Here is a 21746-nt window from a genome sequence, read left to right on the forward strand (position 1 = left end):
TGAACGGCTCCGACTGCGGTGCCGCTTCAAAGGGTTCAAAGGGGGAGCAAGCATGACGATCTCGCGGAGGCGGATATTGTCCGCAGCCGGAACGGGCGTGGCCGCCATTGCCCTGGATGCGGGCGGAGCCGGTGCTGCGCGCGCAGCAGGTGCGGCACCTGCGGCACCTGCGGCTGCGGACCGGACAGCGCCAGCCGCCGGAGCAACCGTGCGGCCGGCGGCCGAGGTGTCGCTCATCAGCCCGACGTCGGTGTACCTGGGGACCACATCGTGGGACTTCACCGTGCAGCGATCGAGTTATGACGCCGGCGGGTACACGACACTGACGGCCGGGGATGGCGAGACGCATGTGGTCCGCACCGACCTGTGGCCGAATCAGGGGCATGTCACCCTGCCGTTGGTCGCCTTCGCGCAGATGACGGATCTGCACATCGTCGACGACCAGTCGCCGGCCCGGGTCGAGTTCCTGGACAACTTCGCCGACCCGCCGTACGTGAACTACCCGACCGACTCCGCCTACCGGTCGCATGAGTATCTGTCGACGCAGGTGGTGGACGCCATGTGCCTGGCGATCAGGTCTCTGAGCAAGGCGCCGCGCACGAAGCTGCCGTTGAAGTTCACCATCGTGACCGGGGACGCCGTCGACAACTGCCAGCACAACGAGAACCGCTGGTACATTGATCTGCTCGACGGCGGGCAGAACATCGTCCCCGACTCCGGGCAGATCGGGCTGGACCAGAGCTACTCAGGCGGAGGTCTGCCGGACCCGAATGACACGGACCGGGGTTACTACAACCCGTCGATTCTCGGCGGCAGGACGTCGGACAACAAGTTCACTGGCACCTCAGGTACGTCACTGGGCTTCCCCTACGTTCCCGGACTGCTGAGCCTGACCGACGTCGGCGCCGCGCGGCGGCCGTACACGTCCCACGGCCTGGGGATGCCCTGGTACGCCGCCTACGGCAACCACGACGGGCTGTGGCAGGGCAACATTCCGCTCGACAGCAGTGTCGTCGACGCGGGATCGGTCGCGGTGAGCCGGGGCAAGGTCTACGACACCACCGAACAGCTGCCGAACGACTACCAGGACCTCGGAGAGACAGGCCTGCTGAAGGCGCTGTACCACATCGAGTTCACGCAGGTGGTCGCGGATCTCGCCCGGCGAATGGTCACGCGCGCCGAGTTCATCCAGGACCACTTCGACACCCAGGGAACCCCGGTCGGGCACGGCTTCATGAGCGCTGACGACGACCGGGCGTACTACGCGATCCCCTGGACGGACAACGACCTCGTCCGGTTCATCACGCTGGACTCCACGAACACCAACACCGACGGGTTCGGCTCCGGCAACGCCGGAGGGTCGATCGACACAGACCAGCTGAACTGGCTGGAGAACCAGCTGCAAGCCAACAGCCGGCGCTACCTCGACGACTACGGCAACCCTGTCGTCGTGGCACCGGACTCACCGGTTCAGGACAAGATGTTCGTGCTGTTCTGCCACCACACCCTGGACACGATGGACAACCTGGACGCCGGAGTGTTGGGCCAGTGGTTCGGAGACCGGCACCGAGGCGACGAACTCAAAGCCCTGCTGCTCCGCTACCCGAACGTGATCGCGCTGGTCAACGGACACACCCACGCCAACAAGATCACCCCGTACGCCCGGCCGCAGGGCAACGCCGTGCCCGGCGGCTTCTGGGAGATCTCCACCGCCTCGCACATCGACTGGCCGATCCAAAGCCGGATCCTGGAGATCGCCGCGAGCAAGGAGGGCAACGCGGGACCCGCGACGCTCTCCATCTTCACCACCATGCTCGACCCAGCCGCCCCTCTGGCCTACAACGGAGACCTGAGCAACACCTCGCAGCTGGCCTCCTTGGCCAGGGAGCTGGCCACCAACGATCCGCAGGAGGTGCGCGCCGGCATCCGGCGCCGGATGGGCGTGGCCGGCGACCGCAACACTCAGCTGTTGCTGCCCGCCCCGTTCCCGATCAACGCCCCGCACGAGGTCGGCGCACAGCTGGCCGTGTCCCGCAACGCCGACGGCCGCCTGGAGCTGTTCGGCGTCAGCGGTGACGGCACCGTGTTCAACTCGGCTCAGGCCGCCGCCGGGGGAGCCGTGCTGCCCTGGCAGCAGCTCGACCTCCAGCCGTGGCGATCCGTGAGCACCGGGACCGGTGCCGCCGACGGCAAGGTCGAGCTGTTCACGCTGGACCCGGCCGGCGTCATCTGGCACCGTGCGCAGACCGCCGCCGGCACCTCGGCGTACTCCCCGTCGGCAGCACTGGACGGCACCTGGTCCGCCATGGCGGCCGTGAACGACGGCTCGGGCCTGATGCTCGTCGCGTCCGCGCCCACCGGAGAGGTCTACTTCCGCTTCGAGGACTCCGACAACAGCGGGGGCTGGGGATCATGGCGCCTGCTGCCCGGCGCCTCAGCCACGCAGCTCGCGGCCGAGCAGAACGCAGCTGGCGTGCCGGTGATCATCGGAGTTGACGAGAACGGAGTCCTCTTCCGTACCACTGCGGCGCGCGCGAACCCGCAGACAGCCTCCGACTTCAGTACTCCGGTCGGGCTGAACGGCAACCTGGACTCGCTGGCGCTGACCCGCACCGCCGACGGCCGGCTCGCGCTGTTCGGCGTCACCGGCGACGGACAGCTGTGGCAGCGGTACGAGACGACGCCGGGCACCGATCTGTGGGATCCCTGGACCCTGATACCGGCACAAGTGGGCGTCGCGCCGCTGCGGGTCAAGCAGATCGCCGCCGAACGCAACGGGACAGGGACGATCGAACTGTTCATCATGGACGAGACCGGCGTCGTGTACCGCAGCGCACAGCCCACCGTCGGCAGCTTCGCTTGGACGCCATGGACCGGCACAGGGTTCAGCGCCCAGCCGCCCGCCGACTTCTCCCTGACGCTCAGCGCGGCGGCCGGGAACGTCGGTATGGGCACGTCCACCACGACCCAGGTCTCGGTGTGGCCGAAGAACGGCTTCAGCGAGCCGGTGACCATGAGCGTCGCCGGGCTTCCGGCCGGCGTCACCGGGACCTTTCTACCGGCCACGACCAGTGCTACGGCACCCTCTCCGGTGCTGCGGCTGACGTGCCTGACCGACGCCGCCGGCACCTACCCTCTGACTATCTGGGGTACCTCGGCATCGGGCGAAGTAGCCCACGCTCAGCCCTACATCCTCACCGCCGGGGCGTTCAAACTGTGGCTGAGCCTGCAATCCGATACCGTCGCCCAGGGCAACGGCACCACCACCGACCTGCGAGTGAGCGGCGTGGGCTCGTCGCAGCCTGCGAAGGTGAATGTCAAGGGCCTGCCGGCCGGCGTCACTGCTTCCTTCAGTCCGGCGACCGCGACTGCCGGCGTACCTTCGGTGCTCAGCCTCAGTGTGTCGGCGGGTGCGGTGCCGGGGGTCTATGCCCTGACGGTCACGGCGGCGGCGCCGAACGGACAGGGCGCGGCCAGTCTGGCGTACCAGTTGAACGTGGTGACTGGGATGTCGTCGTCGTAGGTGTTACCTGCGATGGTCGCCTCGGCGCGGATCGGCGCGGATCGGCGCGGGCTCGGTCGACGTCGCCCTCTACTGTGCGGGCGGCGTCGGCAAGATCGGATACCCGATATCAGCGGCTTCGATGCGGGCCAGGTCCTCGGCGGACAGCCAGACGCCGGTGAACCGGCTGGCGGCCAGCAGGCCCACGGCAATTCGGTGCCGGCCTTCCAATTCGAGGTCGGCCAGGAGTTCCAAAGCCTCCGAGGATTCGATGTGATTCCGGTAGAACTCGGTGTTGGTCAGCACTTCTCCATTGCGCGCCAAGGAGAACCGGGTCATCGAGTTGATGTTCCAGAACAAGCTGGCGGCGCGGGTCTCCGGCGAGGACAGCGTGCTCAGGACCGGCGTGTAGCTACTCTTCCAGCCGTTGAACTCCACGGCGACCGTGCCGCCGGCCACCTCCACGACGCAGACCCACGGATCGTCGAAGCGATCTTGCCGTTCGTGGAGCTCCTCGATCGGAGACGGCGCGGACTCATCGGCGCCGAACGCGCGCAGTACCTCGGAACTGGACTTGTCGGCGACGAAGGTGACCGTGGCGGCCTGCGACAGACTGCTGGACTCGACCCAGCGGTAGACCGCGTCCGGGGCGGCGGCGGGCACCGGCTCGCTGCGCAGCGTGTAGCCGAGCCGGTCGGTCTGCTTGTGCACCACGGGATCCGCAGCCTGCGCCCGCCAGATCACGAACTCGTAGTTCTCACGGCCGTTCCCCTCGTCCCGACCGCTCGCGAAGACCCGAATGCGGTAGTCGCCGGGCCATGGAGGCGTGATCTGCGTCGGCTCGATCTCGTCATGGCCGAATAACCACTTGCCGCCGGCCGGCGCTCGCCAGCTGACCTCAACGATCTCGTCTCCTCTGGACGCCTCTAGCACCGGCGGCTTCTCCACCACATGCAACGCGACGGAGACGGGGCCGGATTCTCGCGCGGCACGAACGGCGATTCCGTCCGGAAGCACCGCGATCAGGCCGTTCTCCGAGAAGTCCACAGCCGATTCCAGCGGACCTTCGGTGAGGGTGAAGACGTGATCGGTGACGACAGCCCGACCATAGGCGTGCCGCGGCATCAGGTATTCGGCCTGGCGCCTGGCCAGTGCGGCTTCTGCATACCCGGCGGGCATCGGAGCGTCCCGCAGGATCGGCGCCACGACCCCGAGCGCTGTACCGATGATCGCTGCGGCTGTGACGTCGGGCTGCGGCGACCGCTGTGTCCGCTGTGTCCGCTGTGTCCGCAGTGTCCGCAGCACGATTGTGGTGACGATGACGGCCAACGCCAGGTGTCGTGAACCGTGCGACGCGGCGATGGCCGCCTCGTCCGAACCGGCACCGACCAACTGGGGAGCCACCAAGGGATGCGCGGCGACAGCGGCCACGACACAGGCCACCATGTCGGTGGCGCCAGGCACGAAGGCGTCCAGCATGGCGAGCTTCGCGGCCATCTCGCTCCGGCTCCCCGCCGAGACAATGGTCACCAGGCCCGATCCCGGAGCCGCTTCCGGCAACGCTTCGAGCAGGTGCGGCACCGAAGGATCCAGTGCTGCCACCGTCATCTCCAGGGCATCAAGCAGCCGCTGAGCGACCGACTCCGGGAGACTGGCGAGCCCGTTCTCGGCCGCCAACCTTCGCCGCACTCCCGGCGCAAGCTGCGCTTCAACCGACCCCCGCAGCCACACCCCACGGTCGGCATGCGACTGACTCAACCGACCCAACTCCGCCGCCGCCGCAAACGGCACCAGCCGCGCCACCCGCTCCACTTCCGCCGCCACCACCCGCGCGATCTCGTCGATCACGGCCGCCGGAAGCTCAGTCGTCCCATACACCGCCCCACCACCCCCGCTGATTCCCTTGATCGGCTCAGGATGACAGAGGACTCCGACACCGCCGCCGCCCCGAAGTCATCGGGCCCTGATTCAACTGGCCGGCGGCATCGGCGTCGCTGACCTTCCAGCTCAACCAGACCGAACTCAGCGCGAACCACTTCTTCGCAAGCTGATCAACGAGCACCGAATAGCCGCCTGAAAGGCCAGGTCACGCGCAGCGACCAAGCTTCGGAGGCACTACAACCTGATGAAGGCGACAGGCTCCTGGCGGCGCGTCGGGAGGTGTCAGTTCCGAGGCGTTGAACCAGGAGCCCGTCGGACTCCATCTTCCTGGATCCGGGCCCGCGACGCACGCAGAATGCAGAATTTCTTTCATTGTGAACCCGCTGCCGCCCTTGACCGCTGGTCAGGAAGCCCTGGCTATGGTGATCGAGATCGCCGTAAGCGTGCTGGATGGAAGTGTCGTGATGCTGCCGAAGGCCCCAATCGGCTCCCAAAGCGTATCAAGGGTCTCAATCCGACCACTCGGGCTAAGGTCCTGACCTGCGACGTCACCGTCAGACTGACAGGATTTGAACCTGCGACCTCTTGACCTTTGTCGACCGGGTAGCGCGAGTACTCAGCGGCGGGTCGTCTACTGTCGCCCCTAACGGCCCTCACCGCTCGCGCGGGGACCACTGCGTGCTTCACGGCTGCGTCACCTTGTCCCCGGGACCATCCCCGCTCGCGCGGGGACCACACCGCCGGACCTGCCACCTTACCTATCGCCGCTGCCGCACCTCGTCGGTTTCGCCGAACCCGACATATCCATGCCCAACTCTCCTTCGGTTCGTTCCCGAACCGCCGCCGTTGGCTGGCCTTGCTCCATCCACTCCTGACAAGCGATCAGAAACTCGCAGTCGGCGTTGAGTAAGCCGTGCTCACTGACCATCCGCAGCCATGCGGCGTTGACCTTGTCGGCCAGATCCGGGTCGGGAGCCTCCGGCGAAATCGGCGGGGCCGAACCGAGATTGGCCTGCTGTTTGCCGCACGGCCCGAAGCGCTGGCCGGTGGCCGCAGCAGCGGGATGGGCGCGATCAGCCAAGCTGAGCTTGAGGCCGCAGCCGACACCAGACTGTCTTTCCCCTCTGGCCGATGGTCCGCACGCCCCAGGCCTCGGCGAGCTGGTTCACCATGTGGAGGCCTAATCCGCCGATTCGGTGTGGGTCCGGTGGCAGCAGCTTGGGAGGAGCTGGATCCAGGTCGCCGACGGCTACTTCCAAGGCGTCGGGTCGTACTGTGAGGCCGACCGACACCGGCGTGCCGGCGTGCATCACGGCGTTGGCCACCAGTTCGCTGACCACCAGGCTTCCCTGCGGCAGGCACGCTTCGGCGGCGCCGTCGTGGGTGCTGGCGAAATCGGCGAGGAAGTCCCGGGCTTTGCCGGGGGCGTCGGAGGAAGCGGGCAGGTGTAGGACCGCATGCTTCGTATCGTGCCCGCGTTGCCTGTCCATCGGTTCCGGCTACCCAGCGCCCGCAGATCCAAGCGGTGAATGTTCCGGCTCCTGTTGCCGATCCGATCAGGCATGTCAGGGACCAACCTTCGTCGCGGCTGCCGTGGCGGCAGGCCCGCAGCGGTGCCCGGTTATGAGCCGGATGCAGGCAGCAGAGTGAACAGCTCCTGCAAACCGGTGAGCTCAAAGGTGCGCAGTAGCTGCGCCGAGGCCCCGGCCAAGGCGAGCCGTGCCTCGGCGGTCTCAGCGCGGCGGCGGGCGGCCAGCAGCGTGGTGAGGCCGCTGGAGTCGCAGAATTCCAGCTCGGTCAGGTCGATGACCAGGGTCGTGCCGGGCAGCAGCGGGGCCTGGTCCACGGCGGCGCGCAGGGTGGGTGCGGTGCGGAAGTCCAGGTCTCCGGTCACGGCCAGGTGGACGGTGCCGTCCGGGGCGGTGTGCACGGCGGTGGTCAACTCGTGGGTCACGAAGCCTCCTTGCAGGCGGGGTGCCGCGGCGTGTCATCGCCGCCGGCTGGGACGGCATGTGGCGCGGGTGCCCCTAGGTCTGGTGGTAGAGCAGCAGTGCCACGTCGTCTGCCCGCTGGTCCTTGTCGAGCAGGACGGCGCACAGATGGTCGATGGCGGCGCCGGGATCGGCGCCGCTGCTTGCGGCCAGGGCCGCTTGGGCGCGGGCGATGCCGATGTAGATGTCCTCCCCGCGCCGCTCCACCAGTCCATCGGTGTAGACCAGCAGGCGGGATCCGGCCGGGATGGCGGTGGTGCTCTGGGGCCGTGCGGTGCCGGCGGTCACTGCCAGCGGCGTGGACCGGGCGCCCATCAGGCGGCAGCCGGGCTGGTCGGGGACGGCCAGCAGGGCCGGCAGATGTCCGGCGCTGCTGTAGGTCACGGTGTGCGTGGCGGGGTCGATGACGGCGCAGAACACGGTGGTGCAGAGGGCTCCGGGCAGTAGCTCGGCGAAGCGGTCCAAGGCTTCCAGCACCCGCGCCGGGCCGTTGTTCTCCAGCAGCAGCGCTCGGGCGGCGCTGCGCAACTGGCCCATCGTGGTGGCTGCGGCAAGACCGCGGCCCACAACGTCGCCGACGACGACGCCATAGCGGTTGCCGGGCAGTTCCACCACGTCGTACCAGTCGCCGCCGACTTCCAAGGCGGCGCCGGCCGGTTCGTAGTGGACGGCGAACCCTTCGGGGAGTTGTGCCGGTCCCAGGATGGCCCGCTGAAGCGCCAGGGCGACCCGGCGGTGTTCGTCGGTGGCCCGGGCCCGGCCCAGGGCACGTTGCAGGTGGGCGGCGAGCTGAACCATCAGGATGCGGTCGTCGCCCGACAGCGGGCGGGGCCGGTCGAACTCCAGCCACAGCAGTGCCTGGTCGGTGCCGTCGAACAGCGGCACCCCGATGCCAGTCGCTAGTGCCTCGCCACTGCCACCGCCGCCACCGCCGCCGCTACCACCGCCGCCACCGTCCTCGGGTTCGGCGTCCGGCTCGAGCGGGCGGCGCATGAAAAGGCGGCCAGCGCGGGCGGCGGTCAGGGCCTCCGGCGGCGGCAGGCCGGCGTCGGCCAGCCCGGCCGAGCCGGAGGTGGCGACCGGCACAGGGCCGGGATCACCGTCGGTGACGGTGTCATTGAAGTGCATGTCATCGAAGTGCATCTCGTTGAACTGCACCTCGTTGAACTGCACCTCGTTGACCTGCATGTCGTTGAAGTGCAGAAGCGTCGCCTGCTGGGCACCCCAGTGTTCCCGGAGATCGGCCAGCCCCAGCCGCAGGATGGTGGTGCTGTCGTTGGCTCCGCTGAGCAGCCGGGCCAGCCGGGCCAACGCGGCGTCGCGTTCGGCGGCCAGTTGGATGGTGGTGACGTCGCGCAGAGTGCCGACCAGCAGCTGTCCGGTGCTGTCACGGTCCCGGACCGAATCCACGGCCACGTCGATCCACCGGCGGTGGCCGTCCAGGTGACGCAGCGGCAGCACGAATCTGCCGCGCCCGTGTGTACCGATGACCTCCAGGGCGGTCTCCAGGAGGGCGTAGCCTTCGGGATCGGTGTCGGGGCTGGGCCACCAAGGGTGCGGCACGGACCAAGGCAGCTGCGAGGCCCGATAGCCCAGCAGCCGGGTGAACCCATCGTTGATCTCGATGACCGTCAGGTCGCGGTCGGCGACGAAGAACCCGTCCTGCATGGCGTTGACCAGGGCGGTGCGCCAGGCTGACTCATGGTTGCGCAGCCGGGCCAGATCCAGGTTGGAGCGGATACGGGCCAGCAAGTCCGCCGAGGTGAACGGTTTGACCAAGTAGTCGTCCGCGCCGGCGGCCAGGCCTTCGGCGGCGGCCTCCTGGCCGGCCCGCGCGGACAGGAACACCACCGGGGTGCTGGAGGTCGCCGGGTCCGCGCGCAGTGCGGCCAGCAGCTCGAACCCGTCCAACCTGGGCATCATGACGTCGACCAGCACCAGGTCCGGCCGCAGGGAGCGGGCCAGATCCAGGGCTTCGCGGCCGTCTGTAGCCACGGCGAGGCGATAGTGAGGAGCCAGTAGCGTGGCCAGGTAGGTCCGCAGATCGGCGTTGTCCTCAGCGATCAGCACCGTGTCGCCGCCTGCGGTACCCGCCGCCGGAGAGCCGGCGCCGGCGGGCAAGTCCGCAGGAACCGCCGAAGTCCATTGCAGCGCCTCGGCCATGTAGTCCTGGACCACGCTGTGGCTCGCCGGTGCCGGGGACGCCCCGCCTGCTGGGCGGGCCGGGAGGCGCACCGTCAACACCGTGCCCACCCCAAGACGGCTGGCAGCCTCGACGGTGCCGCCATGGAGCGCAGCCAGCTCCTTGACCAAGGCCAGGCCGATGCCCGAGCCCTCGTGGGAGCGTCCGCCGGGGACTCGGGCCTGGCGGAAGCGTTCGAAAATGTGGGGCAGTTCGTCCTCGGCGATGCCCACGCCGGTATCAGCCACCGTGAGGACGACCTCCTGGCCGGTGATACGCAGGCTGATCCGGACGCTGCCTGCCGGGGTGAACTTCACCGCGTTGGACAGCAGGTTCAGCACGATGCGCTCCCACATGCCCGGGTCGGCCAGGACCGGAAAGGCATCGGCGTCGGCGGGGCAGTCGATCGTGAGCTCCAGGCCGGCGCGGCGTACCGCCGGTGCGAAGGACTGCGCGATGCCGCGAGTCAACGCGCCCAGGGGCACCGCGACCGGTTCCGGGGACAGTTGGCCGTCCTGGATACGGTTGAAATCCAGCAGGGTGTCGACCATGCGCCGAAGCCTTCCGGCGTTGCGCCCGATGATCTCCACGCGGCGGCGCTGCGCCGGCGTCAGCGGATCGTCGGCGTCGGCCAGGGCATCGGCGGCCGGTCCTGCGATCAGCGTCAACGGTGTGCGGAACTCGTGGCTGACTCCGGCGAAGAACCGACTCTTGGCCTGGTCCAGCTCGGCCAGCTCCTCCGCGCGGCGCAGCGCAGCCTCCCGGGACCGAGCATCGGTGACCGCAGCTGCCAGGTGATCGGCCGTCAGCTGAAGGAACTCCCGATAGGGCCCGTCCAGCGCCAGGTGCGGGTTCACGCCCAGGACCAGAACGCCGTGCGCCCGGCCGGTTCCGGGGGCGGACAACGGTAACGCCACCGCGGTGTCCACCGGCATGGCCTGCTCCGCTCCCGCCTCGTCAACCACCATGTCCCGCAGAACCTGGAGCAACCCCGTGCGGGTCTGCGGCGCCCCGGTGGCGATTGCCTGCCAGACCCAGTCGTCCTCCTGTCCTGGCTCGGCGGCCGGGGCGGTCACCCGTGGCGGTAGGGGACCAGCCGCTGACAGCGCCGGCCCGGCCAGCCCGAATCCGCCGCACGCGCGCGCCACATCACCATCGGCGTCCAGCAGGTACATCACGGCGAAAGGAGTGTCCTCGCGGTGCGCGGCCAGGACCTCCGCCGCCGTGGCGCACACCTGCCCGGCGTCGGTGACCTGCGCCGACCGGGCCTCACCGAGCTCGCGCAACGTGCCCAGCCGCCGTGTCCCCAGTACTTGGGCGGTGGTCTCGGTAACTACCGTGAACACTCCGCCCACGCCTGCGGAGGTGGGGATGGCGCTGTAGGCGAAGGTGAAGTACACGGTCTCGTCGAAGCCGTGGCGCTGCAACATGAGCGGCAGGTCTTGGTGGTAGGTGGACCGGCTGTGCTCCATGACCTCCCCAAGCATCTCCCCGACCACCGGCCAGGCATCGGACCACACCTGCGCGCACGGCTGCCCCAAGGCGGGGTGCTTGGCAGCAAGGATCGGCACGAACGCGTCGTTGTAGACCATCGCCAACTCCGGGCCCCACATCACCAGCATGGGGAAAGGCGAGTTCAGGCACACTCCGACCGCGGTCCGCAGCTCCGGACCCCACGTGTGCACCGGGCCCAGAGCGGTCGCCGACCACGCCGTTTCCCGCATCAGCGCGTTGACCGCGCTGCCGGGGTCCGCGGCCAGCAGCTCCGGCGGGAACTCCGGAACGGTCCCGGGTGCCGATGGATTCATCACCGCCTCCTGTCCCCGCTCCACGAGCCCCTTCTGCGAACCTCGCTACCGGTGATCACCAGCACCAGCGTAAAGCCGAATCTGCCTCGCCTGCGGCCTCTGGGCAAATTCCAGATCGGCTAAGAGCGCTCTGGTGTGACGGCATGGCATACGTGTCGACGGCGACATCTGTGGTCTTCCCGGATTCCCGATCGGTATGACGCGGGGACGCGAGGACGCGAGGACGCGAGGACGCGGAGATAAGGCGAAGGCAGCCGCCTACCGCGCTCGGCGAACCACAACTATGTAAGCATGCTGGTAAGTGCAGTTGCCGGTAGCCGCGTCAGACGTCTCTGCGGCGCTCTCGGCGGGGCATCGGCAGCGGCGGCGCGTGCCCACGTTCAGCCGACTCTCGTTAACCATATTTACCAGAGCCCTTGTGGGGTGGTGAGGCGGGTGCTTCAATCTGGTTAAGCACCCTTACTAATCGTTGGAAGGGCTCACTCCGCCATGTCATCGATCCGTACCCGCCTCGCCGTGGCGCTCGCTACGGCCCTCACTCTCGCCGGCCCGCTGGCCACCGCGAACGCCGGCGCGGCCACCACGTCCAGTGCCGTCGCCCGGGCCGCCGCCGCGCCGGCCGGCACCTCGTACACGGCCGCCCAGGTCCTGGCCGGCGTCCAGCAGCACTCGACGGCGGCGACGCAGGTCAACTCCAAGCCCCACATCAACACGATGACGCGGGCGCAGAACGTGAACGTGTACCAGCCCGCACCGGGCGTCTACGCCTACACCTCCAGCATGGCCATCGACGACGACGGCAGCGACCCGGATCCGGACCCGGACCACCAGGGTGATACCACCTGGCAGGACAGCAACGGCGCCCAGCTGGGAGCCCACCACGTGCCGTTCTACGTGCTCGGCGACGACTGCTGGGACCGCAAGACCCCCTGCCCGCACTTCTTCTACAAAGAACACGGCATGTCCGCGCGACAGTTCGCGCTGATGTTCTACAACGGCAAGGTCATCGGCTCGATCTTCGGCGACACCCAGACCGCGAACAACCAGACCACCTCCGACAACGACTCCCGTGAACTCGGCGAGGCGTCCGTCAAGGCGGCACAGCTGCTCGGCATCCCCAGCAGCGGCACCACCGGCGGCGTCGACAACGGCGTCACCGTGGTCATGTTCTCCGGCCCCTCCTGGGTCGTCAACGGCACCAACTCCACCCTGAACACCAACGCCCAGGCACTGGTCCAGAAGGCCCTGGACACCCTCGGCTCGGCCATGGCCGGTACGACGAGTGACTTCTCCGTCTCGGCCTCGCCGACGTCCGGCAGTGTCAAGGCCGGATCGGCGGCGACCACCACGATCGGCACCGCGGTGACCTCCGGCTCGGCCGAGTCGGTGACGCTGTCGGCCTCCGGCCTGCCGAGCGGCGCGACCGCGACCTTCAGCCCGGCCACGGTCACCTCCGGGGCGAGCAGCACCCTGACGATCGCCACCGGCTCGTCGACCCCGGCCGGAACGTACACCGTTACCGTCACCGGCAGCGCGGCCTCCGGCAGTCACAGCGCCACCTATGCGCTGACCGTCACCACAGGTTCGACGACTGGCAACGACTTCTCCGTCTCGGCCTCGCCGACCTCGGGATCCGTCACCGCCGGCGCCTCAGCCACGACGACGATCGGTACCGCGGTCACGTCCGGCTCGGCGGAGACAGTCGCACTATCGGCTTCTGGCCTGCCCTCAGGCGCGACCGCGACCTTCAGCCCGGCCACGGTCACCTCAGGGGCCAGCAGCACCTTGAAGATCACCACCAGCTCGACCACGCCCGCCGGGACCTACAACGTCACCGTCACGGGTACGGCCACCACCGGGAGCCATACCGCCACGTACACCATCACGGTGACAGCCCCCTCAAGCGGCAGCTGCTCCACCGCGTGGAGCGCGACGGCGTCCTACGTCCCCGGCGACAAGGTGTCCTACGGCGGCCACAACTACACCTCGCTGTACTGGAGCACCGACGTCACCCCCGGGTCGGCCATCGCCTGGAACATCTGGCAGGACGACGGAGCCTGCTGACACCTGCCTCAGGCAGTCTCACCCGAGGCTGAGCCGCGACCCCCGCTGCCGTAAGCGGCTGGGGGCCGCGGCGTATCGCGGCGTGTCGCGGTGTGTCGCAGCGGTCACGCGAGCGGCGAAATCGCCGAACCGCGCACTCCGAATCCTGATGCAGATCCACGCGCGGCAAAGGCTCTCGATGCCTCGTTGCTTCGGCGTCGGCCACCTCATCGGGGCTGCGGTCATCATCCCGCTGGTCGTTCGCCGGTTGAACAGTGGTCTGTGGTCTGTGGCCCGTGGCGACGTCGGCATCAAGGGCAGCCAGCCGGACTTCACGCGGGCCGACAGTTTCCTGAGACACATTCGGCGTCAGATGCGCTGAGCACTCTGCGGCGATCCAGCCGCTTAGGCCCATGGACTGGCCGGATCGATGACCCAGATCGTGCCAGTCTCAGTCAATTTATGTAAGTAAACTTACTAACGAAAGGATGGCTCCGCAGTGTCGCTTCGCGTCCCCACCCCGCGTCTGCGCCTGTACAACCGCTGCTCCCGTCACGCCGTATCCGGTGCGGCGGCTTTCGTCGCAGGGATCGGATTGCTGCTCGGCGTTGCCGCCCCCGGCGCCGGCGCGGCGCCGGCCATCCGCGCATCCACGGCTTCCGTCGGCCAAGCCGTCGTCGCTCCGACCAGCTTCACCCATCCCGGAGTCCTGCTCGGCAAATCCCAGCTGGATATGATCCGCACCCGCGTCCAGGGCGGCGTCGAGCCGCAGAAGTCCGCGTGGGCCCAGATGACGGCCAGCTCCTACGCGTCCTCGTCATACACCCCGCATCCCCGCGCCGACGTCGACTGCGGATCATCCTCGAACCCTGACAATGGTTGCAGTGCCGAGCGCGAGGACGCGATCGCCTCGTACACCGACGCGCTGGCCTGGTATGTCACCGGGAACACCGCCTATGCCAAGAAGGCGATCCAGATCATGGACGCCTGGTCGGGCACCATCACCGAGCACACCAACTCCAACGCCCCGTTGCAGACCGGCTGGGCCGGGACCGTGTGGTCGGAGAGCTCGGAGATCATCAAGTACACCTACAGCGGCGGCTGGGCGAACTCCGCACGGTTCGACACCATGCTTCGCAACGTCTACCTCCCGGTGGTCATCCAGGGTGCTCCCGACAAGAACGGCAACTGGGAGCTGATCATGATGGACGCCGCGGTCGGCATCTCCGTCCACCTCGACGACGACGCCGACTACAACAAGGCCATGTCCGTCTTCACCGGCCGCGTCCCGGCGTACGTCTACAACACCGCCGACGGCAGCCAGCCGGCCTATCCGCCCCGCTCCAGCGTCAACACCACCAGTGAACTGATCAGCTACTGGTTCGGGCAGTCCACGTTCCCCAACGGCATAGCTCAGGAGACCTGCCGCGACTTCGGCCACACCGGCTGGGGCCTCGACGCCATTGCCCACGTCGCGGAGACCGTCGGCCTCCAGGGGACCAACCTCTGGTCGCAACTGGCGACAAGGATGCGCGCCACGTACGAGTTCCACACCAACTACGACAACGGCGCCACCGTCCCGTCGTCGCTGTGCGGCGGGAGCGTGAACACCGGGCTCGGCGCCATCACGGAAATCGGCTACAACGCCCTGCACAACCGGCTCGGCCTGACCATGACCAACACCGCGAAGTACACACAGGCCCACCGGCCCGAGGGCACCGACGACCACTGGATCGCCTGGGAGACTCTCACCGACGGCGACACCGGCACGGCACCGGCCGGTAACGACTTCTCCGTCGCGGCCTCGCCGGCGTCCGGAAGCGTGACGGCCGGATCGGCGGTGACCACCACGGTCAGCACTGCGGTGACCACCGGCGCGGCGCAGTCGACGACACTGTCGGCCTCGGGCCTGCCCACCGGCGCGACCGCGACCTTCAGCCCGGCCACGGTCACCTCGGGCTCGAACAGCACCCTGACAATCGCCACCGGCTCGACCACCCCCGCCGGCACCTACAAGGTCACCGTCACCGGCACGGCCGCCTCCGGCAGCCATACCGCCACCTACACCCTTACGGTCACAGCCGGCCCGAGCGGCAGCTGCTTCAAGGCGTGGAGCGCGACCGCGTCGTACGTCCCCGGCGACAACGCTTCCTACGGCGGCCACAACTACACCGCGCTGTACTGGAGCACCGGCGTCACCCCTGGCTCGGCCGTCGCCTGGAACATCTGGCAGGACAACGGAGCCTGCTAAGACCCGCCACCGTCAGCCTTTTTTGGAGGTGAGTCGCGACCTCAGGCCAGGAGGGCCTGGGGTCGCGAGCCCACTGAGCGGCTCAGTCGGGAGTGAGGCGCTTCGCGGAAGTTCGCCTTGGATCCCATTAGCGCTAGGCCGAGATCCGCGGGGAGGGCCTCGGGAGGGTGCACCGTCGGCGACACCTTTCGGCGTTGCGGGTGCCGACGCACATGATCGGCCAAAGCCTGGGCAACCGGCGGCACTCTGCCCGCGGTACTGCGAACCGCTGCCAGCGGCGGTGGAGTTCCGGGACAGCTCCTGGCTGGAACCGGGGCAGCGGGAGCGCACGTGGGAGATGCTTCGTGCGCACAACGCCGCCTATGTGTGTGCTGATATGCCGCAGCAGGCTCCCGCCGCGGTACCCCCGGTGCTTGCGATTACCGCGGACAAGGTGGTCAACCGGCTGCACTGTCACAGCCCGGGTTGGGAACGAGGCGGAAAGGAGGAGCGCTACCGCTACGAATACTCGGATCCTGAGCTGGCGGCTTGGGCCGAGCGTAGCGCGCCAGGATGCCTTGGGCTCTCAGCGGTCGGGGGTGAGTCAGTGTACGTACAACAGGCTTATGATAGGCGTCGACGTGGCGCACGACCGGTCCCGGTGCCATTCGCACCAGTCCCGGTCGTGCTTGTTGTGTCAGCTATTGGCTGTCTGCCATCGGCCCGTCAGTGGCAAGCTCCGCTGTCCTTCCACACCGCCCACGAAGTGGACGCGTTCGGCACCGCACCAGCGGAGTACCAAGTAGCGGTGTAGTTGTGGCCGCTGTACGAGACGACCTGGCCGTTGTTGTACGAAGTGCTCGCGTTCCACGCGGTCGCGCAGGTGCCCGATGCGCTCGGAGACGGGCTCGAGGTCGAGCTTGCGGTCGAGCTTGGCTTCGAGCTCGGGGTCGAGCTTGGGGTCGAGCTGGAAGGGGTCGTCTTCGTCGGGCTTGAGCTCGAAGGTCCACCCGGGCTCGTGGAGGTGTTCCCACCCGAGCTGGACGTCGTGGGCCCGCTGCTGGTCGGAGGCTGCGGCGTGCCGCCGTAGGGGTTCGCGATGACCGTCAGGTTCCGCTTCTGGACACCCCAGTCGCTCGCCTGGCCGGACGGCAGCCAGATGTCCACGATGTTGCCCTGGATCCAGGTGCCCAGGTCCCCGGCCATACAGGTGCCGTAGTCCGGGACGGTGAAGTACGTACCCCACGGGATGTACCGCGGGTCCGTGGCGCACACACCGATCTGGGCGTTGAACCCGGTGGCGGTCGGACCGAGGTTGTCGTAGGACGTGACCATGAAGTTGCTGAGTGTGGTGCCGGGCGCGACGCTGCCGGTCCCGGGAGAGATGCTGCCGTCGTTGTTGAGCCAGTAGGGCACCGAGAGCTGACCGTAGGAAGCATCGTTGTTGTTGGTGTCATACATGGCGATCACGTCGTAGTACGAGCTCGCACACGGCGTGGTGTCGGTGACGGTCAACGGAGTGGTCTGGCCCCAGTAGCTGATGTAGCCGATGGTGACGCCGTCGCGCCACACCTTGTAGGCCACGGCGTTGGCCACCGGGGCGACGGTGATCGTCACTTGGCCGTTGGCCATGGTGCTGGTGATCGTCGGAGCGGCCTGACGGGTGGAGAAGTTGACGGCGCCGGCCGTCTGGAGCGGCTTGGTCCACGGAGTGACCGACCGTGCCGGCGCGGTGACGTCCGGAGCCCAGAAACCGCAGGACGGCAGGTTCGCGGCGGGACCGGTCGCCCCGGCGGCGGACGCTGTGGGGATCAGCGGGGCGGCGACCAGCGCGGCGACCCCCAGAGCCGCGGCGCAGGCGGCGACGACACCTGCTTTGAATCTGCTGGACAATTTACTGATCATGCTGGTGATCACGTCTCCTGATACGGACTGACGGAACTGTGGCGGAACCGGTCGTGTCGCGGCGGCCCGACGATGCTGAGCCGTGGTGACGTACTGCGTGGCGCAGCCTCTCGAATTGGTCTAGACCCTTCAAGGGTCTAGACCAATTCATGGCTGAGGCGTTGCTATTTCTTTAGCAACCGGCCGACAGCCTGTGTCAGGCGGCTGCACGTCACGGCTTCTAACGCCCAGGGACGGCAATTCAGGGTAAAGCTGGCTCTAGACACCCAATGCGTCGGCGCAGTATGCGAATGGCACAGAGGTTCGGACCGCACCAGGCCGATCACCGCACCAGAATGATCACCGCACCAGACCGTTCTCAGAGCACTGGTCGAGCCGTCGCTCGACGCGATCTGCCAGTAAGGGTTTCTCGGCAGGGGGAGGTCGATGGTGGAGCATGCGGACGCCGGAAGGCGTTGACATACCCGCTTATCCGTTTCCTCGCCCCATCGGTGAGTTGATCAGTCCGCCCGACGCATCCGGGTATCCGGTGGTGAGTCGCGTCCTCTTGCCGACCGGTCAGACCGCATGGCTGGTCACCGGGTACGAGGCCGTGCGCCAGCTGCTGCGCAGCCCGGCGTTTTCGTCTTGCGTGTTCGCCCCCGGCTTCCCCCGGTTCCATGGCCGTGTGGCGCTTCCGACGTCCCCGACCGGGTTCATGGTCGGGATGGATCCGCCCGGACATACGCACCTGCGCCGGATCCTCATCCCGGGTTTCACGATCAAGACCATGCGACAGTTCGAGCCATCGATCCGCGAGATCATGGTCGGCGCGCTCGACGCGATGCGCGCTGCCGGGCAGCCGGCCGATCTGATCAACGAGTTCGCTCTGCCCGCTCCGTCGATGGTCATCAGCAGACTGCTCGGTGTCCCGTATGAGGACCATGACTTCTTCCAGAGCCGCAGCCGCGTCATAGTCGATCGTTCCTTCTCGCCCGAGCAGCGCGGCGACGCTTCCCAGGCGGTGCACGACTACCTGGCCGACCTCGTCGCACGCAAGCAGAGCGAGGGCGAATCGCATGACCTGATCGGGCGGCTCGCGATTGATCGGGTCGCCGCCGGTGAGCTCACGACCGAGGAAGTCGTCGGCGTGGCGCTGATGCTGTTCATGGGCGGGCACGAGACGACGGCGAACATGATCGGATTGTCCACTCTGGTGCTCCTGCGGTATCCTGAGCTGCGCGAACGACTGCGGCAACGTCCCGCGCTGGTGGACAATCTGGTCGAGGAACTGCTGCGATATGTGACCATTCTGCGGACCGGCGTGCCCCGGCTGGCGACTGCCGACGTCGAGATCGGCGGCCAACTCATCCGGGCCGGCGAAGGGGCGATCGCCATGACAAGCGCGGCCAATCGCGACCTGGCTGTCTACTCCGACCCGGACCAGTTCGACGTGGACCGGGAGCCGCATCCCCATCTGGCGTTTGGTTTCGGCGTGCACCAGTGCATCGCCCAGCCACTGGCGCGGATCGAGATACGCGTCGCGCTGACCGAACTGATCCAGCGGTTCCCGGCGCTGGCGCTAGCCGAAGAAGTCTGCGATGCGGACGCTTGGGACGATGCGGTCGTGTACGGGCTGCGACGGATGATGGTGAGGTGGTGAGCTGATGCGGATCGAGGCGGACCGTGAGGTCTGCACCGGGGCTGGCAACTGCGTGACGATCGCCCCGGACGTGTGCGATCAGGAAGAGGGCGTGGGACTGGTCCAAGTGCTGACCCAACAGCCGCTCGGGACAGTACAACAGGGGCGGGTCTGGCGTGCGGCTTTTGCGTGCCCGTCCGGCGCGATGACGATTACGGAATAGGCGAGCGGTCAGGCCGCGCTTCCCGGCCGGTGCATGCCCGACGGTCGAACAGGCTGATGGCGAGAGCGCCCATGGGCTCTCCGAGGATCGCAGCAACCGTCCCATTTCGACCGCAGGAGAGAGCTGCAATGGGTGTGCACATACCCTCAGTCGACGACATCGCACGGGGACTGGACGAGAGCGCGGCCAAGGATTTCGAGGATCTGGACGCCCAATTGCTTTCCGCACTCCGCGACCGCTACCAGGCGCCACTAGTACGCATCTGCCAGCGCGTCGGCTCCTTTCCTCGCAGCTATTGCCAGAAGATCACCTACTGCAAGGTGGAGCGGCACGTGCTGCCCCTGCTGCACATCGGGGACGCGATGGAGCTGTCGCCAGCACTGGTCGAGGACTTCGCCTACGCGTTCCTCAGCGGGTTCTCATTGCCCATTCTGGCAATCAGCCACGAGCTCGACGACGCCGACGTGATTTCGGGGCCGACCACGGCACGGATCCTGTGCTCGGTGTTCACGGCCTCGACCGCGATGGCTGCTCTGCCCAACGGGGCCCGGGTAGCGTCGGTCGTCGGTAGTCCGTACCACAAGGCCATTGAGGCCGCCTTGCACGAACACGCCAACCGATGGACGATCCCCACCGCCGAACAGTGCCGCCGCATTACAGCAAGCACTGAAGACCCGCAGATGACTTCGTACTACCGTTCACCATGCGTGTATCTGACGGCGTTGACCTGTGGACTGGCGGAGCTGGCCGGATTCGATGCCACCCCGCTCATTCCGGCCACCCACGCCTTCGGCGTCGCACGCCAACTCGCCGACGAGGTCGCCGACCTGGCCGACGACCTGAGCAAGGGCCTGGTCACCTACAGCATCATCTCGGTCCTCGACGACAACCTCGACGACACACTACGCGGAATCTGGGCCGGAGACGCCTCCTCCCAGGACCTCGTGAACAGCCCACAAGTGGCGGCCGGCGTCGCGCAGGCGCTGGCGACCGCCGAACGCTGGCTGTCCATCTGCGAGGAGCGCATCGCCCAAACGTCTCCACAGTTCCCGTTCATGACGGCGATCCGTCCATTCACGTCATGGAAGCGAGGCCTCATCAGCCGTCTGAGAGCCGAACTCAACGCACCCCACTTCAACGACTACCGCCACCTGCCGCCCCTCGACGTCATCGAAGAAGTCGCCGGATGACGCGCGCAACGGCTGAGATCTGGCCGGATCGACACCATCCGCGCCGCTGTCGCCGACATGCCCCCAACGCTAGTTTTCTCTAGGGAGAAACCGCGACTGTTACTCGAAAATGACTGCGCTCATAGGGGCAGTCAGATACAACTTCACCACAGTTGCCGAGGGCAGTGATCGATGATTCACCTAGAGCGATTGCTATGTAGTCGGCGGACGTCGATCCGCACTTGACAGGTGTGGGGCCGCACGGACCATCGGCACGGGTGAACTTGGGATGGGTTTCCTGGTGCAGGGCGCTACCTGTGGGCGCTGACCCGATCGCCCAGGCCTGGTCCAGTACCAACTGGACACGGTCACCGACCCGAACGGTCACCGACTTGCCGTTGTCGGTCAGCGTCAAGTGTCGGGCGATCTTCGGCCCGGGCGAGGGCCATAGCCATACGGCAACGGCGACGCCCAGCAGAGCGCACAGGCCTGCGGTGACCGATAGGCCACGTCGGGTCACTTGGAGCGCCTCCCCAATCACAGAACTCTGCGACAGGCATCATCATAGTCCTGACACGGTAGATTGCGCGTGAGGGAACCCCGTCAAGTCAACCCTCCGCTTCGTCTACACGGACCACTTCGTCAGACGTCAGCGCAACGCCTACGTCGACCTCCGCGCCGTCAGGCGCCATGTCATCGGAAGGGAATGAGGCGACAGCCCAGAACGCGTCGCCACCAAAGCTGGCTGGTCTGACAGGCACGCCAAGTCCGACGCCGCCTGCGGCATCCAGCAGTTCACCGGACTGTGGCGATCGGGTCGCCCACGCCATGACGCGAGCAACTGCCCTTCGTTGTCGCCGTGCGGCTGGCATCCGAGTCTCGCGGAACAGTATGGCTCCCTCGCCACGACTCAGCGGTACCTGCATCCAGATTGGAAGCGGATCCAGGATGCTGGAACGTCACTGAATGGCTTCCCTATGACTTAGTGGCTCCCAAGCGAGCCCCAGGGGCCTGAGGAGTAGTCGGAGGGTTAACGTTGCGCGATGAATGACACTGAGGGTCGGCTGACGTGGGTAAAGCCCTGGCAGTCGGCCCCTATTTGCGACGATTAGAAATCGCCGAGACGGCGGGTTCTGTGGCGGGGATCCCACATTTCCTTAGCGCGCAAGCCAGGGTCCTCTTCGGCACCAG

General features: G+C 67.5%; 13 protein-coding genes and 1 pseudogene. 8 read left to right on the top strand and 6 right to left on the bottom strand.

The features are described from left to right. Nucleotides 1-208: 208 nt before the first annotated feature. A complete protein-coding gene (locus tag ABD481_RS16240) occupies nucleotides 209-3523 on the top strand; it encodes a TIGR03767 family metallophosphoesterase (RefSeq protein WP_344666495.1) in 3315 nt (1104 codons plus the stop codon). A 69-nt stretch (nucleotides 3524-3592) separates the two neighbouring features. Here ABD481_RS16240 and ABD481_RS16245 read toward each other — a convergent pair whose 3' ends face one another. The 5 genes from ABD481_RS16245 to ABD481_RS16265 form a co-directional block, all read right to left on the bottom strand. After that, a complete protein-coding gene (locus tag ABD481_RS16245) occupies nucleotides 3593-5380 on the bottom strand; it encodes a DUF6461 domain-containing protein (RefSeq protein ID WP_344666496.1) in 1788 nt (595 codons plus the stop codon). Nucleotides 5381-6137: 757 nt separating this feature from the next. Beyond that, nucleotides 6138-6464, bottom strand: coding sequence for a hypothetical protein (locus ABD481_RS16250; RefSeq protein WP_344666497.1), 327 nt, complete (start codon nucleotides 6462-6464; stop codon nucleotides 6138-6140). After that, the gene (locus tag ABD481_RS16255; protein ID WP_344666498.1) at nucleotides 6457-6873 is read right to left on the bottom strand and encodes an ATP-binding protein; all 417 of its coding nucleotides are present in this window, start codon (nucleotides 6871-6873) and stop codon (nucleotides 6457-6459) included. Before ABD481_RS16255 ends, ABD481_RS16250 begins: the two co-directional genes overlap by 8 nt. A gap of 131 nt (nucleotides 6874-7004) precedes the next feature. Next, complete coding sequence (locus tag ABD481_RS16260; RefSeq protein WP_344666499.1) at nucleotides 7005-7337, bottom strand: STAS domain-containing protein; 333 nt, start codon at nucleotides 7335-7337, stop codon at nucleotides 7005-7007. A gap of 73 nt (nucleotides 7338-7410) precedes the next feature. Next, entirely contained in the window at nucleotides 7411-11364 is a 3954-nt protein-coding gene (locus ABD481_RS16265) for a SpoIIE family protein phosphatase (protein WP_344666500.1), read from the bottom strand. Nucleotides 11365-11853: 489 nt separating this feature from the next. Between ABD481_RS16265 and ABD481_RS16270 the strand changes: the two genes are divergently transcribed. The 4 genes and pseudogenes from ABD481_RS16270 (at nucleotide 11854) to ABD481_RS47390 (ending at nucleotide 16451) form a co-directional block, all read left to right on the top strand. Further along, nucleotides 11854-13428: a glycoside hydrolase family 75 protein gene (locus ABD481_RS16270; RefSeq protein ID WP_344666501.1), complete on the top strand. Its 1575-nt coding sequence runs from the start codon at nucleotides 11854-11856 to the stop codon at nucleotides 13426-13428. Between the two features lie 148 nt (nucleotides 13429-13576). After that, complete coding sequence (locus ABD481_RS16275; RefSeq protein ID WP_344666502.1) at nucleotides 13577-13789, top strand: hypothetical protein; 213 nt, start codon at nucleotides 13577-13579, stop codon at nucleotides 13787-13789. A 213-nt stretch (nucleotides 13790-14002) separates the two neighbouring features. Beyond that, nucleotides 14003-15169: pseudogene (locus tag ABD481_RS16280) on the top strand (alginate lyase family protein); the annotation flags it as partial. A 517-nt stretch (nucleotides 15170-15686) separates the two neighbouring features. Then, the gene (locus tag ABD481_RS47390; protein ID WP_425559189.1) at nucleotides 15687-16451 is read left to right on the top strand and encodes a DUF72 domain-containing protein; all 765 of its coding nucleotides are present in this window, start codon (nucleotides 15687-15689) and stop codon (nucleotides 16449-16451) included. Here the strand turns inward: ABD481_RS47390 and ABD481_RS16285 are convergent. After that, nucleotides 16364-17530 (bottom strand): 3D domain-containing protein, encoded by a 1167-nt coding sequence (locus tag ABD481_RS16285; RefSeq protein WP_344666504.1) that lies wholly within the window; start codon nucleotides 17528-17530, stop codon nucleotides 16364-16366. The two genes, ABD481_RS47390 and ABD481_RS16285, sit on opposite strands and share 88 nt — an antisense overlap. 448 nt (nucleotides 17531-17978) lie before the next feature. On the opposite strand from ABD481_RS16285, the gene ABD481_RS16290 reads away from it, so the two are divergent. The 3 genes from ABD481_RS16290 (at nucleotide 17979) to ABD481_RS16300 (ending at nucleotide 20576) form a co-directional block, all read left to right on the top strand. After that, nucleotides 17979-19184 (top strand): cytochrome P450, encoded by a 1206-nt coding sequence (locus ABD481_RS16290; RefSeq protein ID WP_344666505.1) that lies wholly within the window; start codon nucleotides 17979-17981, stop codon nucleotides 19182-19184. 4 nt (nucleotides 19185-19188) lie between these two features. Beyond that, nucleotides 19189-19386 carry a ferredoxin gene (locus ABD481_RS16295; RefSeq protein ID WP_344666506.1) on the top strand — a complete coding sequence of 66 codons (198 nt, stop codon included), beginning with the start codon at nucleotides 19189-19191 and terminating at the stop codon, nucleotides 19384-19386. A 128-nt stretch (nucleotides 19387-19514) separates the two neighbouring features. Next, nucleotides 19515-20576 carry a hypothetical protein gene (locus ABD481_RS16300; RefSeq protein WP_344666507.1) on the top strand — a complete coding sequence of 354 codons (1062 nt, stop codon included), beginning with the start codon at nucleotides 19515-19517 and terminating at the stop codon, nucleotides 20574-20576. The last annotated feature ends 1170 nt before the right edge of the window (nucleotides 20577-21746 follow it).

It is taken from the genome of Catenulispora yoronensis, assembly GCF_039531695.1.
In the GTDB taxonomy this organism is placed as follows: Bacteria; Actinomycetota; Actinomycetes; order Streptomycetales; family Catenulisporaceae; genus Catenulispora; species Catenulispora yoronensis.

Bases quoted from the DNA above. Each gene is read 5' to 3' on its own strand.
- ABD481_RS16255 (WP_344666498.1), bottom strand. From the start codon at position 6,873: ATGGACAGGCAACGCGGGCACGATACGAAGCATGCGGTCCTACACCTG.
- ABD481_RS16265 (WP_344666500.1), bottom strand. From the start codon at position 11,364: ATGAATCCATCGGCACCCGGGACCGTTCCGGAGTTCCCGCCGGAGCTG.
- ABD481_RS16270 (WP_344666501.1), top strand. From the start codon at position 11,854: ATGTCATCGATCCGTACCCGCCTCGCCGTGGCGCTCGCTACGGCCCTC.
- ABD481_RS16275 (WP_344666502.1), top strand. From the start codon at position 13,577: ATGCAGATCCACGCGCGGCAAAGGCTCTCGATGCCTCGTTGCTTCGGC.
- ABD481_RS16290 (WP_344666505.1), top strand. From the start codon at position 17,979: ATGCGGACGCCGGAAGGCGTTGACATACCCGCTTATCCGTTTCCTCGC.
- ABD481_RS16295 (WP_344666506.1), top strand. From the start codon at position 19,189: ATGCGGATCGAGGCGGACCGTGAGGTCTGCACCGGGGCTGGCAACTGC.
- ABD481_RS16300 (WP_344666507.1), top strand. From the start codon at position 19,515: ATGGGTGTGCACATACCCTCAGTCGACGACATCGCACGGGGACTGGAC.